This is a genomic window from Consotaella salsifontis, from assembly GCF_900167365.1.
Classification (GTDB): domain Bacteria; phylum Pseudomonadota; class Alphaproteobacteria; order Rhizobiales; family Rhizobiaceae; genus Consotaella; species Consotaella salsifontis.
Genome location: NZ_FUXL01000020.1, coordinates 28,948 through 41,652, shown reverse-complemented (window position 1 = coordinate 41,652; position 12,705 = coordinate 28,948). Strand labels below are relative to the sequence as shown.

Below are 12,705 nucleotides of genomic sequence, written 5' to 3'. Positions count from 1 at the left end.
GAAGGAATCTCCTCCGGCTTCCGATCAGCCTACGCGCCGTTCAGGATCTGGCAAAGCGGTCGGTGGCGGCGAGCAGCTCCTCGAGAATTCCCGGCTCGGAGAATGCGTGCCCGGCCCCCTCGACCATCCGGTATTCCGCCTCCGGCCAAGCCTTGGAGAGTGCCCAGCTCGTCACCGCCGGCGTGACCACGTCATAGCGCCCTTGTACGATCACGCCGGGAATCGAGCGAATGCGATCGGCGTCCCGGATCAACTGCCCCTCCTCCAGCCAGGCGTGATTGAGAAAGTAGTGATTCTCGATCCGTGAGAAGGCGATGGTGGCCTCGCTGGCGCTCGGCATGCCCACCGAGCGCGCCCGTGTGCGCAGCGTCACCGTCTGCCCCTCCCAGTCGGCCCAGGCGCGCGCGGCCTCCAGGCGCACCGCCCGGTCTGCATGAGTCAGGCGTTCGCGATAGGCGGTGATCAGGTCGCCGCGCTCCGCCTCGGCAATCGGGCGGAGAAACTCCTCCCACTTGTCCGGAAAGAGCTTCGCCGCGCCGCCGCCATAGAACCAGTCCAGCTCCGAACGCTGACAGGTGAAGACGCCGCGCAAGATCAATCCGCTGGCGCGATCCGGATGGGCCTCGGCATAGGCGAGCGCCAGCGCGGCGCCCCAGGAGCCGCCGAAGACCAGCCATCGCTCGACGCCCGCGAGCTCGCGCAGGCGCTCGATATCCTCGACGAGGTCCCACGTGGTGTTGCCGTCGAGAGAGCCTGTCGGCATCGAGCGCCCGCAGCCGCGCTGATCGAACAGGAGCACGTTGTAGCGCGCCGGATTGAAGAGCCGTCGATGGGCGGGGCTGCAGCCAGAGCCCGGTCCGCCATGAAGAAACACGGCGGGCTTGCCTTCGGGATTGCCGCAGAGCTCCCAGTAGATCTCATGCCCGCCGCTGACCGGCAGGCGCCCGGAGCGATAGGGTTCGATCGGCGGATAGAGCGACGGTGTTTCGCTCAACGTTTGACCTCCCACGTCGTTACGCGCTCGCCCGTCGCCGGGTCCTTGCCGTCCTTGAGCTGGATGCCCTTGGCCTGAAGTTCGTCGCGAATGCGATCGGCCTCGGCCCAGTTCTTCGCCTTGATGAAGTCCAGCCGTTGGGAGATCTGTTTCTCGAGAAACTCGGGATCGACAGGGACGACCATAATGGAATCCCAATCGAGAAAGCCTGGGTCAAAAAGCCCAAGTAATTTCATGCCCGCCCCAAGCTCCCAGTAAACCCCCTCCTTATACAGCCGACGAAGAATTGTAATTGCATCAGATATATTTAAATCATCGCAAAGCGCATCTATAAATCCGTCCGCATATTCATGCTCAACCGAATGGTCATAACTATGCAAAGCTAGAATATCATGCCAGCTTAGAAGCTCGTTATAGGCCTGATAAAATTGTCGGTCTGTCCAATCCAACGGCTGACGGTAGTGCGTCATTAACATCACGAGCCGTGCGACTCGACCGTTCCAGGCTCTTCTATATTTTTCGTGCGTAGAGCCGTCATTCAACCCAACGAGCGCAGGAACGGGCTTTCGAAGCACATCATCAATCGTGACGAAATTCCCTTCCGATTTCGACATCTTGCGACCTTCGACCTGGAGATAGCCGTTGTGCATCCAGACCTGGGCCATCCTCTCGGTGTCGTGCGCGCAGCGCGACTGGGCGATCTCGTTCTCGTGGTGGGGGAAGATGAGATCAAGCCCGCCGCCGTGGATATCGATGACGGGGCCGAGATGCTCCGCGCTCATGGCCGAGCACTCGATATGCCAACCGGGGCGGCCAAGCCCCTCGATGCCGGCCGGCGACGGCCAGCCGGGCTCACCTTCGGAAGAAGGCTTCCACAGCACGAAATCCGAGGGGTCCTTCTTGTAACTCGCCACTTCGATCCGCGCGCCCGCGATCATCTCGTCGAGCGAGCGCCGGGACAACTGGCCGTAATCGGCCATCGACGGCGTGTGGAAGAGCACGTGCCCCTCGGCGACATAGGCATGGCCGTTCTCGACCAGCTTGTCGATCATCGCACGCATTCCGGCGATGTGGTCGGTCGCCCGGGGTTCGATGGTCGGCGGCAGTGCGCCGAGTGCCGCGATATCCTTATGAAACTGCTCGGCGGTGGCCGACGTCACCTTGGCGATCGCCTCGTTGAGCGGAAGGTCGGGATAGTCGCGCGCCGCCCGTGCGTTGATCTTGTCGTCGACGTCGGTGATGTTGCGCGCATAGGCGACATGATCGGCGCCATAGAGGTGGCGCAGGAGCCGAAAGAGCACGTCGAACACGACGACGGGCCGGGCATTGCCGATATGGGCGTAGTCGTAGACGGTCGGCCCGCAGACATACATCGTCACGCGGCGCTCGGCTTCCGGCTTGCCGGAGGTCTGCCAGTCCAGAGGGCGAAACTCCTCCTTGGTCCGGGTCATGGTGTTGAACAGCCTCAGCCCGCGGTATCCGTCGTCCATCACTCTCTCCTGGGCGGCCTTTGACATAGCGCATGGTTGCCGACGCGCCGCCGTGTCTTTGGTCCCTTGCGCTATCACCAAAGGCGCGAACCACAAACCCCAGGGCGGGGGACGAAGCACGAAAGGGCGAGCTTCCTCCTGCCTGCAATTCTAGAAGATGGACGATATGCCGCTGGAGGAACCGGATCGTGTGACGTAGCTGCAACGCCGCCTCGGCAACATATCATTGTTGCGGCGCAAGGTCAGACTTGGACCAGCGTCCTGCCTCTATGATGCCGAAATCGTCGTCAATTCGCAGCAACCCGCGTCTAGGAACCGGTTCAGACAAACGGCATATGGACTGATATCATGAGCGATACCTCTCCCGAATTCCGATCGAAGTCCCAGCGTGATCGCGACATGGCTTTTGAGAGCAATTTCCAGGCTCTCAACCTGCCCGCCGTTGCGGCCGCGAGCCACCCCTGCTGCAAGCAGCAGAACGATGCGGGCCGTTATTACGAGCATGTCGAGCTCGGCGCGCAGTCAGGCGATCTCGACTAGGAGATTGGCGGCAAGCGCCGCCATCACCAGCGCGATGAGAAGGTCCAGGATTCGCCATGCGAGCGGCTTGGCGAACAACGGCACAAGCAGCCGCGCGCCATAGCCCAGGGCGAAGAACCAGACCAGCGAAGCCGTGGCGGCGCCTATGCCATAGGCCAGCCTTGCGTCTGGAGTGACGAAGCGTGCTGAAAGAGAACCGACGAGAACCACCGTGTCGAGATAGACATGGGGGTTGAGAAAGGTGAGCGCGAGGCAGGTGGCAACAGCCGCCCCAAGCGATGTCTCGCCCTTCCCTCTCGCGTCTAGAGCCTCGACCGACAGCGCGCGTTTCAGCGCCAGCGCCGCATAGGTGAAGAGAAACGCCGCGCCACCAATGCTGACGGCGACGATGAGGCTTGGGCGCTCGGCGACGAGACTGCCAAGCCCGCCGACGCCGGCCGCGATCAGCACGGCGTCGGAGAGCGAACAGATCAGGCAGAGCGCAAGCACATGCTGGCGCGCCAGCCCCTGGCGCAGGATGAAGGCGTTCTGCGCCCCGATCGCGATGATCAGGCTCATGCCGAGCACGAAGCCGGCGCCGGCTGCGGCGATCATCGCCCGCAGCCGCCCTCGAACTCAAACAGGCGCCGAATCATGCGAGGTCAGCGCGCCGCGATGAAGGCGGTGAGCAACTCGCGCGCCGCCTCGAGATCGCGCTTGTCGATCATCTCCGCGACCGTGTGGATGTAGCGGGTGCCGACGACGATGCCGACGGCCCGCGAGCCCGCCGCGGTCTGCTGAACCGCCGCGCCGTCCTGTCCGCCGCGATGAAGGATCGTGCGCTGGTGGGCGATGTCCTTCTCCTTGGCCAGTGCCTCGAACTCGCGGACGAGATCGATGTCGGCGATGAAGGAGCCGTCCTTCATGTGGATGCCGACGCCCTTGCCCTGGACCGTGGTTTGGTCCTTCTCGGGCACGCCCGGGGTATCGCAGGAAAGGGTGGTGTCGATGCCGATGCCGATGTCGGGCTGGACACCGAAGGACGCGGTGCGCGCCCCGCGCAAGCCCACCTCTTCCTGCGCCGTGAAGGCGACGGTCAGCTCGCACTGATGCTCGAGCCCCTGCTCCACCAGCGCCCGCACCGTCTCGATGCCGAGCCAACAGGCGATGCGGTTGTCGAGGGCCTTCGAGACGATCTTTTCGCCCATCTCCTCGAAGGGCTCGTTCATGACGACGTAGTCGCCGACCTGGACGAAATCCTTGGCGGCGGCGCCATGCCCGGTGTCGACGAAGAACTCGTCGGGCTCCGGCATCTTCTTGCGCTCCTCGGCCGACTGGATGTGGATCGGCTTGCCCTCGGCGTTCATCACGCCCTTATGGTCGCCGGTCTCGGTGCAGACCAGAACGCGCCGGCTGAAGAGGTTGCGAGGGTCGAAACCGCCGACCGGATCGACATGAATGAAGCCCTTGTCGGTCACGTGGCTGACGAGAAAACCGATCTCGTCCATATGGCACAGCAGCATGACCTTCTCGGGCTTCTCGCCCTTGCCCTTGCGCGTGCAGATCAGCGAGCCGAGCGTATCGACACGCGTTTCGTCGAAGAGGCCCTCGACCTCCGACAGAATGAGCTCGCGCACCCGACGCTCGCGGCCGGGAACGCCCGGCGTTTCACAAAGGCGCTTCAGAAGATCGATGTTCACGGGACGAAACCTCGGCTGAAGATAGACAAGACACGGGGGCCGCTCAGAACAGGGAGCCCTGCGCCGGTCCGCCCTTGCGCTTTTCCGGCTCTGGTTCGTCCTGATTCGGCGATGTGGCCTCCGTCATAGCGCGATCGACGGGCGTCTGCACCTCGGGTCCCATCCGCGCGGCGCTGTTGACAGCGTCGACGACGGCAACCGCTTCCAGAAGATCGTCCGGCGCCGGCGCCATGAGCCCGGCCACGTCCGCCGCATCGAACGAGCGGCAGTCGAGCCACCGGCCGAACTGGGAGGGCGGCACGATCACCGGCATGCGCTCATGGATCGGCGCCAGCGTGGCGTTGGCGCTGGTGGTCAGGATCGCGGCCGTATCGACCTCGCTTCCGTCAGCACCCTGCCAAGTTTCCATAAGGCCGGCGAAAGCCATGAACTCGCCCTGGCGGGGCCTGATGAGAAACGGTTGCTTGCGCTTACCCGCGCGCTGCCATTCGTAGAATCCGGAAGCCGGCACGAGACAACGCCGATATCGCAGCGCCGCGCGAAAGGTGTTCTTCTCGGCGGCCGATTCCGACCTGGCGTTGAAGAGGAGCGGAAAGGCCTTCGGGTCCTTCACCCAGGACGGCACCAGCCCCCAGCGAACGAGCCTGAGCTGACGCTCGGCATTGTCGGCATCCGGCCTCTCCTCGCGCCCGCCGATGACGATGAGGATCGGCTGGCTCGGCGCAATGTTATAGCGGGGCGGAAAGCCGGCGGCCGAAGCCACTCCGGTCAGCGCGGCGACGAGTTCGGGCGAGATGGCAAGGGCGTAGCGACCGCACATGAGCTTGATGAGCCCGACGCGTCTTGTTCTGTCAAGGATGCAGCGCCGCTTGCCACAAACGCCCCGCACGGCAATTATTCCGACAATGGAAAAGTCCCGCCCCCTTCTCGGCGTGTCCGCTTGCATTTTTTCAGGCGAGCGCATTCTCCTCGTCGAGCGCTCCCAGCCGCCCTATGCCGGCATCCTCAGCCTGCCCGGCGGGAAAGTGGAATTCGGTGAGGCTCTCGAATCCGCCGCGCGACGAGAGGTCGTCGAGGAAACCGGGATCACGCTTGGCGCTCTCGCCTTTCTCAAGTTCCATGAGATCCTGATCCCCGAGCATGCCGTTCATGTCGTGCTGGCCGTCTTCGTCGCCCTGGAGGACGTTGATGGGACGACGCGTCCCACGGCGGGAGACGATGCAAGAAGCGCGCGTTTCCATACCCCTGCGGAGCTCGATGCCCTTCATAGAGCGGACCGGCTGACCGACGGCCTCATCCCTATCGTTCAGACAGCGCGCGCTTTTCGGCAATCCTGAGTCCTGTTGCCAGAAAGGCGCACACGCCAAGTGATTCGCGCAAACGTGTCCGAAGTCGTTGATTTGACGTAAAGGACAGGCCAGATCATAGCCATGTTTATCCTAAGGCCGTCGTGTCTCGCTCTTGCTGCTTGGCTCGCGGTGGCTGGTCTTCCCGCCACGCTTCATCCAGCATTTGCTGAAGCCAGCGGCGCGGGCGAGAACGCCCCGGCGGATGCAGCGCCGGAAGGACGGGCGACGGACGCGCCTTATATGGCGCCTCTCGCTCGGCTATCGGCGATTCTCGGCTCGGTGCACTTCTTGAGAACGTTGTGCGGCGATCCGAACGCGAGGCTTTATCGCGACAAGATGACGGAGCTTTTGGCCGCTCAGAAAGCGTCCGAGGCTGATCGGCGCATTCTCGTGGCGAGCTTCAACAGCGGCTACCGCGCCTTTGAATCGACATATCGTGTTTGTACGCCTGCGGCCCGACTCGCCGTTGAGCGCTATCAGAAAGAGGGCTCCAGCTTGTCGCGAGAGATCAGCGCAAGGTACGGCAATTAACTTTGTCCGAATGATCCGCGTGTTGGTGCGGATTTGGTCGCTCGTGATGGTGTAAAGCAGGACCAGGTGGGAATCGTAAGTGTCATTTCAGGGGGACCCTTCGATGATCGATTTGCAGGGCGCAGAGCTCGATGATGTCATCGCTGCTGAAAAGAAGCAGGTGGCGTTCGAGTATCATAATGAGGCGTGGGCCGACGGTATCTCCGACGGCATCGAGGCGGAGATCCTTGCCGAGACGGCGATTTCGACGGCTTTGACGGAGCTTGTCCGTCTTCATGGTGAAGCCGAGGTCCTGGAGTTCGTCAAGGAACTTCAACAGCGAGTCGAATTCGGCGAGTTTCGAGCGATCGAACTGCTTCAGTAGCATGATCGTCCGCGAGGGGCGGCGGTAGTCCAAGAGGATGGGCAATGATGCGACATTGGCCTTGTCAGGCGGCTTGGCGCGCCGTCGTGCTTGTGACTGCCTTGGCTGCCGCTTCTCAAGCCGAGGCGCTTTCCCAGATCGGGTCGGATAACGCTGACACGGCGAAGGAAGGTATCATCGCGGTCCCCTTGCCCCCGTTGGATGCCGGTCAGGCAGCTCCCGCATCGAAAGAAGACGGCGCGAAACAGCCTGCGCCGGCCTCGCAGCAACAAGACCAACAACAACCGGATCAGCAGCCGAAGGCCGAGACGCCGGGCGCGGGCGATGCGGTGCCGCCCACGGATGCGGCGGCAACGGCGGCCGAGGAGCCAGCGGAAGTCTTCTATGGCGATGCCGATCTGCCGACGCCCGTTCGCGACCTTCGCCTCAAGCTGATGGAAATCGCCCGCACCGGCGATATCGAAAAGCTGCGTCCCTATATCGAGACGGGAGACGACGGCACGGTCCTGACTTTCGGCGACATGGACACCGACCCGATCAGCTTCCTCAAGCAGGCATCCGGCGACGGCGAAGGCACCGAGATCCTCGCCATTCTTCTGGAAACCCTGGAAGCGGGCCATGTCCACAATGATCCGGGCCAGGACGACGAGATCTATGTGTGGCCGTACTTCACGCAGATGGCGCTGGAGAAGCTGACGAAGCCTCAGATGGTCGAGCTCTTCAAGCTCGTCACCGCCGGTGACTTCGAGGAGATGAAGTCGTTCGGAGCCTACAATTTCTACCGGGTCGGCATTTCGCCTGACGGCAAGCTTCAGTTTTTCGTCGCGGGCGATTGAGCCTGCCGCGCATCACGGCAGGATGAATTCGCCTCGCGCGTAGAGCACCGCCCTTCCTGCGATCCTCACCCGCTCTCCATTCACCTCGGCACGTAGAATGCCGCCGCGCCGGCTGGCCTGCCGGCAGATGAGCGGGTTCTTTCCGATGCGCTTCGCCCAGAAGGGCGCGAGCTGGACATGGGCGACGCCAGTCACCGGATCCTCGTCGATGCCATGAGCGGCGGCGAAATAGCGTGAAGTGATATCCACCCCCTCCCCGCCTTTCGCGGTGGCGATCACGCAGAAGTCGCCGAGGGCGGCGAGCCGGCGGTGGTCCGGCGCCAGGGCGGCGATTTGGTCGGGACTGCCGAAGACGCAGATGAGATCGCGCGCCCGGTGAACTTCCTTCGGCGTGGCGCCAAGCGCGGCGACCAGCTCCTCCGCGAGAGTTACAGCCGTGCTTTCCCAGGCGGGAAAGTCGAGAACGAGCAAATCCTCATCCTCATCAACGCGAAGGACACCGGAAGCCGTCTCGAATGTCCAAGGTCCCGGCGTGCCCGTCTCCCGCAGTACAAAGGCAGAGGCGAGCGTCGCGTGACCGCAAAGCGGCACCTCTTTCGTCGGCGTGAACCACCGTAGGCGGTGATGCTCGCCGTCCGGCACTACGAACGCGGTTTCGCTGAGATTGTTCGCGGCTGCGATGGCCTGCATCGTCGCGTCGGAAAGAAAGGCATCGAGAGGAACAACCGCCGCCGGATTGCCCGAAAAAACCCGATCGGCGAACGCGTCGACAACGAAATATGGGTAGGTCTTCCCCACTGCGCTTGCCCCTTGAGACAGGCCGGCATCGAGCCCGAGCTTCTCTCGAAGCAGATTTCTTGTGGCCGTCGCTCCCATGGCCTCCGCCGCGCCGAGCGCGTTCATGCCGTCCGCCGCGCGGGCCCCGATCTCCGCTCCACGCGCCAACAGGAGGTCGACGAGCGCCGTATGATTGAACATCGCGGACGTCATCAGCGGCGTGCGACCATCGGGACCGGCGCCATCCACAGCGGCGCCATGGTCCAACAACAGACGGGCAATTCCAAGCTCGCCCTTGAACGCGGCGCCAGCCAGCGGAGACTGGCCGCGATCGTTGAGGATGTTCGGGTCCGCCCCCTTCTCCAGAAGAACACGCGTCAGGTCGCCATGGCCGTTGTAGCTGGCGAGCATGAGAAGCGTATCGCCCTTGTCGTTACGCAGGTTAGGCGGAAGCCCGTGATCAAGGAAGTCCGAAATCGTGGCAACATCGCCTGAGCGCACCGCCTGAAAAACACGGGCGGCGAACGCCAGGGTCGCCTCATCCGGCTCCGTCTGTGGCTCATGATCCGCCATGGTCGCTCTTCCCGCCGATGCCCCTGCTTCGTCCTGTTGCCTTTCATTCCACAGCGGACATGGCAACGACAAGCGATCCGATAGAAAAACGAGCAGAGAGCGAAACGCAGACAGATCGGTTGTGCGGTCTCGCCTCGATTGACTTCGCAGGTTCTATTTTCGCGACGGCAACGTTGGCACGGCGACCTCGCAGTTCTCCGCGCCACGTGTTCTTAGATATGGGAGCCATTCGCGCGGCAGGCGAACGACCAAAGGCTTCGTGCGCGTGATCTCCTCGCTTCGTGCGGGAGCAGCCGGCTCATAGATGAGCAAGGTCTCGTTGGAGGTGCGCATGACGATGTCGCTGGCGACGGCGCATTCCACCTTCACGGGAATACCTCGGACAAACCGCCAGCGTTCGGACATGCTTTCCTCCATAGTGGGCGCCGGCCGCAGATTTCGCCTTTCCAATCCCTCCTGGCCGGACCTCGCTCAAGTTCTCCATGGTCGCAGAGACTGCTCCGCGACGCCTTTTCATCCTAACCGGTGTCGTGTGAACCCGAGGTTGACGTAAAAGATGAGGATCGAAGGAATATTCACATTCCTCATCCTCGGACTGGCGGCGGTTCGATGGACGACGCTTGCCGCTTGGCGGGAGGAGAGCTACCTAGGTTGCGTCCTCGTTGGCGCGTCGCGTGCGTTCGCCGCCCTTCCACCGGAGAGGATGCCGCCAGAAACGCGGCCTGTCGCGCCCGCGCGCCTCAAAGTCCGCCGACCAGCCGAGCTTTAAGCCATGCCCTATGCCCGTCTCTCCGACCGATCCCTCTCGACCGTCACCGGCGAGGATGCCGAGCACTTTCTTCAGTCGATCCTCACCGCCGATGTGGAAAAGGTTGCGCCGGGCGAAGCAGTGCCGGCCGCGCTTCTGACGCCACAGGGCAAGATCATGTTCGATTGCCTGGTAAGCCGAACCGAGCAGGGCTTTCGCATCGACTGCGCGTGGGACCTTCGTGATCCGTTCGCCAAGCGCCTGACGCTCTACCGCCTGCGCGCCAAGGTGCAGATTGAGGCGCGGGATGAGCCGGTTTTCGCGGTATGGGATGAAAGCGCCTTGCCTGAGCAGGCGCTTCTCGACCGGCGGTTTTTCCGCGGGACGACGGCGCGCCTTTACGCTTCGCCGCCGCTCGGCATTTCCGAGGCTTCCGAGGAAGAGTTTCTTCGCCACCGCATTCTGGCCGGCGTCGCCGAGGCCGGTTCCGACTTCTCGGGCGACGAGGTCTTCCCCCACGACGTGCTGATGGATCAAAATCGCGGCGTCTCCTTCAAGAAGGGGTGCTTCGTCGGTCAGGAGGTCGTCTCCCGCATGGAACATCGCGGCACGGCCCGCCGCAGGCTGGTGATCCTTGAGGGTGGGCAGGAGATCGCCCGCGGCGCCGACGTTAAGGCCGGCGAGCGCTCGATCGGAACCGTGCTGGCTGCCTCGGGGGCACATGGGCTCGCGCTGGTGCGAACCGACCGGCTCGGCGAGGCTCGGGCGGCGGGCGTCGACGTTTTTGCCGGAGAGGTTCAGGTCTCGGCCTCCGTTCCGCCCGGCGCGGCCTTCAGCATTGATTCCAGCACCGGTAGCGAAGTGGAATGAGCCGTTCGGACGATTCGGCGCGGGTCTGGCAGCGCATGCTGTCGGGCCGGCGGCTAGACCTCATCGATCCCTCGCCGCTCGATATCGAGATTTCCGACATCGCCCATGGCCTTGCGCGCGTCGCCCGCTGGAACGGCCAGACGACGGGTGATTTCGCCTTTTCGGTGGCACAGCACTCGCTGGTGGTCGAACGCATCGTGGCCGACAGAGAGGATGATCCCCGCTGGTGCATGGCGGCGCTGCTGCACGACGGTCCGGAATACGTGATCGGCGACATGATCTCTCCCTTCAAGAGCATCATGGGAGGCGCCTATAAGGGGGTGGAGGAGCGCCTCTCCTGCGCCATTCACTTGCGCTTCGGCCTGCCCGCGACACTACCGAAGCCGGTTCACAAGGCCATCAAGAAGGCGGATCATATCTCCGCCTATCACGAGGCAACGATTCTGGCCGGCTTCTCCACCGCTGAAGCCCTCCGCTTCTTTGGATCGCCCGACGGCGCGACGCTGGACGCTTCGCTGTTTGAGCCGCTTCCGGCGCGCCAGGTGGAAGCGCTCTTCATCGAGCGCTTCATGGAAATCGATCGCCGCCTCATCGCGGCGCGTGGCTGAGCCACAGCCCGAGACAGAACAAGGAAAAGCCATGACCTATCTCGTCGTTTCCTCCCTGGCGGAGCTTCCCGCCACCGTTCTCAGCCACAAGGCCCGCGATGTCCTGACACTCATCAGCGCCACGACAGTGGTGGAGCGTCCGGAGGGCGTGGAGGAAGCGCGCCATCTCTTTCTCGGCTTCGATGACATCGTGGAGCCGATGGAAGGCTTCATTCATCCCACCGCCGAGAATATCGACGACATCATCGCCTTCGGAAGCCGGTGGGAGAGAAGCGATCCGCTGGTGGTCCACTGCTTCGCCGGCATCAGCCGCTCCACGGCGGCCGCCTACATTCTGGCGCTGTCGATCAATCCCAATCTCGATGAACTCGCCTTGGCGAAGGAACTGCGTCGGCGAGCACCGACGGCAACGCCCAACGCTCTCATGATCGCGCTGGCCGACGAAAAGCTTCAACGCGGCGGCCGCATGATCGAGGCGATCCGCTCCATTGGTCGCGGCGAGTTCGCCTATTCGGGAACGCCCTTCATTCTGCCGCTGGAGCTTTAAAGTCCTCGTTCGCCCGCCGGTGAGGCATCCATGGCGACGGCCGCGATAAACGCATCACGGGACGATGGCGCCTCCAGGCCGCGCGGCTCGAAGACATGGCGGGAGAGGAAATAGCCGGTCAAAAGGAAGCCGGCGCTGACGTCCGCAGCGCTCGAAGGCACCGCCTCCACGAGAAAGGCCGGCAGAGGCAGTAGCTTCTCCTTCCACGGCGCGCCCGCAACGCGGCTGACGGCGCGCCCGCTCTTTGGCGAGACATAGGCGAGATCGTCATGCGCGCCGGTCGCCGCACAGCAGGAAAGATCAAGTCCGAAGCCCAGCTCCGCCAGCAGCTCGATCTCGAAGCGCAAGATCATTTCTCCCGCGGCGATGCCCTCGCGCCGGTTCAGCGCAGACAAGCCAGCGCCTTCACTCGCCAAATGATCGAGGATGATGCGCAACCCGTCGTAGAGTCGCGGATGGGGATCGCGCTCTGGCAGCAGCCGAAGGTGGGCGGCAAGAAGCTGCACGCCATGAAGCCCGAGGCTGCTTTCCATGAGGCGCGCGGCGCGCAGTTCCGTCGGCTCCACGGCAAAGGTGCCCATGTGCTCGTCGAGCCGCGCCCGCCAGGTCACTTGCACCTGGTTGCCCGGCTGGAGGACGGGCTGCAGACGGCGGGAGCGGCCGCCGCGCACGAGGCCGAGATGGCGACCGCGCGAGCGCGTCATCAGCTCGGTGATGACGCTGCTTTCGCCGTGGCGGCGAACGCCAAGAACGATCGCTTCCTCGCGCCATTCCATGGGCTGGGCCGCCTCTCCTCATC

At 63.5% G+C, this 12,705-nt stretch carries 16 protein-coding genes; 8 read left to right on the top strand and 8 right to left on the bottom strand.

Features of this window, described 5'->3' with window-relative positions:
* Positions 1–40: 40 nt before the first annotated feature.
* Complete coding sequence (gene pip / locus B5D38_RS19875; RefSeq protein WP_078710200.1) at positions 41–994, bottom strand: prolyl aminopeptidase; 954 nt, start codon at positions 992–994, stop codon at positions 41–43.
* On the bottom strand, positions 991–2,484 hold the full coding sequence (gene cysS, locus B5D38_RS19870) for a cysteine--tRNA ligase (RefSeq protein ID WP_078710245.1): 1,494 nt from the start codon (positions 2,482–2,484) through the stop codon (positions 991–993). The genes pip and cysS overlap by 4 nt, the downstream gene beginning before the upstream one ends.
* Positions 2,485–2,832: 348 nt before the next feature.
* On the opposite strand from cysS, the gene B5D38_RS19865 reads away from it, so the two are divergent.
* Positions 2,833–3,024 (top strand): hypothetical protein, encoded by a 192-nt coding sequence (locus tag B5D38_RS19865; RefSeq protein WP_078710199.1) that lies wholly within the window; start codon positions 2,833–2,835, stop codon positions 3,022–3,024.
* Here B5D38_RS19865 and B5D38_RS19860 read toward each other — a convergent pair.
* From B5D38_RS19860 to B5D38_RS19850, 3 genes are read right to left on the bottom strand one after another with little or no spacing between them, the layout of a single operon-like run.
* Positions 3,007–3,618: a LysE/ArgO family amino acid transporter gene (locus B5D38_RS19860; protein WP_078710198.1), complete on the bottom strand. Its 612-nt coding sequence runs from the start codon at positions 3,616–3,618 to the stop codon at positions 3,007–3,009. The genes B5D38_RS19865 and B5D38_RS19860 overlap by 18 nt on opposite strands.
* A 47-nt stretch (positions 3,619–3,665) precedes the next feature.
* Positions 3,666–4,703, bottom strand: coding sequence for a M42 family metallopeptidase (locus tag B5D38_RS19855; protein ID WP_078710197.1), 1,038 nt, complete (start codon positions 4,701–4,703; stop codon positions 3,666–3,668).
* A 43-nt stretch (positions 4,704–4,746) separates the two neighbouring features.
* Positions 4,747–5,523 carry an SOS response-associated peptidase gene (locus B5D38_RS19850; RefSeq protein WP_078710196.1) on the bottom strand — a complete coding sequence of 259 codons (777 nt, stop codon included), beginning with the start codon at positions 5,521–5,523 and terminating at the stop codon, positions 4,747–4,749.
* Between the two features lie 49 nt (positions 5,524–5,572).
* On the opposite strand from B5D38_RS19850, the gene B5D38_RS19845 reads away from it, so the two are divergent.
* The 4 genes from B5D38_RS19845 (at position 5,573) to B5D38_RS19830 (ending at position 7,783) form a co-directional block, all read left to right on the top strand.
* Positions 5,573–6,040 (top strand): NUDIX hydrolase, encoded by a 468-nt coding sequence (locus B5D38_RS19845; RefSeq protein ID WP_207553003.1) that lies wholly within the window; start codon positions 5,573–5,575, stop codon positions 6,038–6,040.
* A gap of 93 nt (positions 6,041–6,133) precedes the next feature.
* Entirely contained in the window at positions 6,134–6,583 is a 450-nt protein-coding gene (locus B5D38_RS22765) for a TIGR02301 family protein (RefSeq protein WP_078710194.1), read from the top strand.
* 103 nt (positions 6,584–6,686) lie between these two features.
* On the top strand, positions 6,687–6,947 hold the full coding sequence (locus tag B5D38_RS19835; protein WP_078710193.1) for a hypothetical protein: 261 nt from the start codon (positions 6,687–6,689) through the stop codon (positions 6,945–6,947).
* 47 nt (positions 6,948–6,994) lie between these two features.
* Entirely contained in the window at positions 6,995–7,783 is a 789-nt protein-coding gene (locus B5D38_RS19830; RefSeq protein WP_245319413.1) for a hypothetical protein, read from the top strand.
* A gap of 12 nt (positions 7,784–7,795) precedes the next feature.
* Here B5D38_RS19830 and B5D38_RS22880 read toward each other — a convergent pair whose 3' ends face one another.
* Positions 7,796–9,133, bottom strand: coding sequence for a PhzF family phenazine biosynthesis isomerase (locus B5D38_RS22880; protein ID WP_425349348.1), 1,338 nt, complete (start codon positions 9,131–9,133; stop codon positions 7,796–7,798).
* Between the two features lie 153 nt (positions 9,134–9,286).
* Positions 9,287–9,538: a hypothetical protein gene (locus B5D38_RS19820; protein ID WP_131829977.1), complete on the bottom strand. Its 252-nt coding sequence runs from the start codon at positions 9,536–9,538 to the stop codon at positions 9,287–9,289.
* Positions 9,539–9,905: 367 nt separating this feature from the next.
* Here B5D38_RS19820 and ygfZ point away from each other — a divergent pair, with 367 nt between their 5' ends.
* Genes ygfZ through B5D38_RS19805 form a run of 3 tightly spaced genes read left to right on the top strand, consistent with a single transcriptional unit; the run spans position 9,906 to position 11,906 of the window.
* Positions 9,906–10,751 (top strand): CAF17-like 4Fe-4S cluster assembly/insertion protein YgfZ, encoded by an 846-nt coding sequence (gene ygfZ / locus B5D38_RS19815; RefSeq protein WP_078710190.1) that lies wholly within the window; start codon positions 9,906–9,908, stop codon positions 10,749–10,751.
* Entirely contained in the window at positions 10,748–11,359 is a 612-nt protein-coding gene (locus tag B5D38_RS19810; protein ID WP_078710189.1) for an HD domain-containing protein, read from the top strand. The genes ygfZ and B5D38_RS19810 overlap by 4 nt, the downstream gene beginning before the upstream one ends.
* Before the next feature lie 31 nt (positions 11,360–11,390).
* The gene (locus B5D38_RS19805) at positions 11,391–11,906 is read left to right on the top strand and encodes a tyrosine phosphatase family protein (RefSeq protein WP_078710188.1); all 516 of its coding nucleotides are present in this window, start codon (positions 11,391–11,393) and stop codon (positions 11,904–11,906) included.
* Here B5D38_RS19805 and recO read toward each other — a convergent pair.
* Complete coding sequence (gene recO, locus B5D38_RS19800; protein ID WP_078710187.1) at positions 11,903–12,682, bottom strand: DNA repair protein RecO; 780 nt, start codon at positions 12,680–12,682, stop codon at positions 11,903–11,905. The genes B5D38_RS19805 and recO overlap by 4 nt on opposite strands.
* Between the last annotated feature and the right edge of the window lie 23 nt (positions 12,683–12,705).

What these genes read in the sequence shown, in the direction of transcription:
- cysS (WP_078710245.1), bottom strand. Translation starts at nt 2,484, where the DNA reads ATGGACGACGGATACCGCGGGCTGAGGCTGTTCAACACCATGACCCGG.
- B5D38_RS19865 (WP_078710199.1), top strand. Translation starts at nt 2,833, where the DNA reads ATGAGCGATACCTCTCCCGAATTCCGATCGAAGTCCCAGCGTGATCGC.
- B5D38_RS19860 (WP_078710198.1), bottom strand. Translation starts at nt 3,618, where the DNA reads ATGATCGCCGCAGCCGGCGCCGGCTTCGTGCTCGGCATGAGCCTGATC.
- B5D38_RS19850 (WP_078710196.1), bottom strand. Translation starts at nt 5,523, where the DNA reads ATGTGCGGTCGCTACGCCCTTGCCATCTCGCCCGAACTCGTCGCCGCG.
- B5D38_RS22765 (WP_078710194.1), top strand. Translation starts at nt 6,134, where the DNA reads ATGTTTATCCTAAGGCCGTCGTGTCTCGCTCTTGCTGCTTGGCTCGCG.
- B5D38_RS19835 (WP_078710193.1), top strand. Translation starts at nt 6,687, where the DNA reads ATGATCGATTTGCAGGGCGCAGAGCTCGATGATGTCATCGCTGCTGAA.
- B5D38_RS19830 (WP_245319413.1), top strand. Translation starts at nt 6,995, where the DNA reads ATGCGACATTGGCCTTGTCAGGCGGCTTGGCGCGCCGTCGTGCTTGTG.
- B5D38_RS22880 (WP_425349348.1), bottom strand. Translation starts at nt 9,133, where the DNA reads ATGGCGGATCATGAGCCACAGACGGAGCCGGATGAGGCGACCCTGGCG.
- B5D38_RS19820 (WP_131829977.1), bottom strand. Translation starts at nt 9,538, where the DNA reads ATGTCCGAACGCTGGCGGTTTGTCCGAGGTATTCCCGTGAAGGTGGAA.
- ygfZ (WP_078710190.1), top strand. Translation starts at nt 9,906, where the DNA reads ATGCCCTATGCCCGTCTCTCCGACCGATCCCTCTCGACCGTCACCGGC.
- B5D38_RS19810 (WP_078710189.1), top strand. Translation starts at nt 10,748, where the DNA reads ATGAGCCGTTCGGACGATTCGGCGCGGGTCTGGCAGCGCATGCTGTCG.
- B5D38_RS19805 (WP_078710188.1), top strand. Translation starts at nt 11,391, where the DNA reads ATGACCTATCTCGTCGTTTCCTCCCTGGCGGAGCTTCCCGCCACCGTT.
- recO (WP_078710187.1), bottom strand. Translation starts at nt 12,682, where the DNA reads ATGGAATGGCGCGAGGAAGCGATCGTTCTTGGCGTTCGCCGCCACGGC.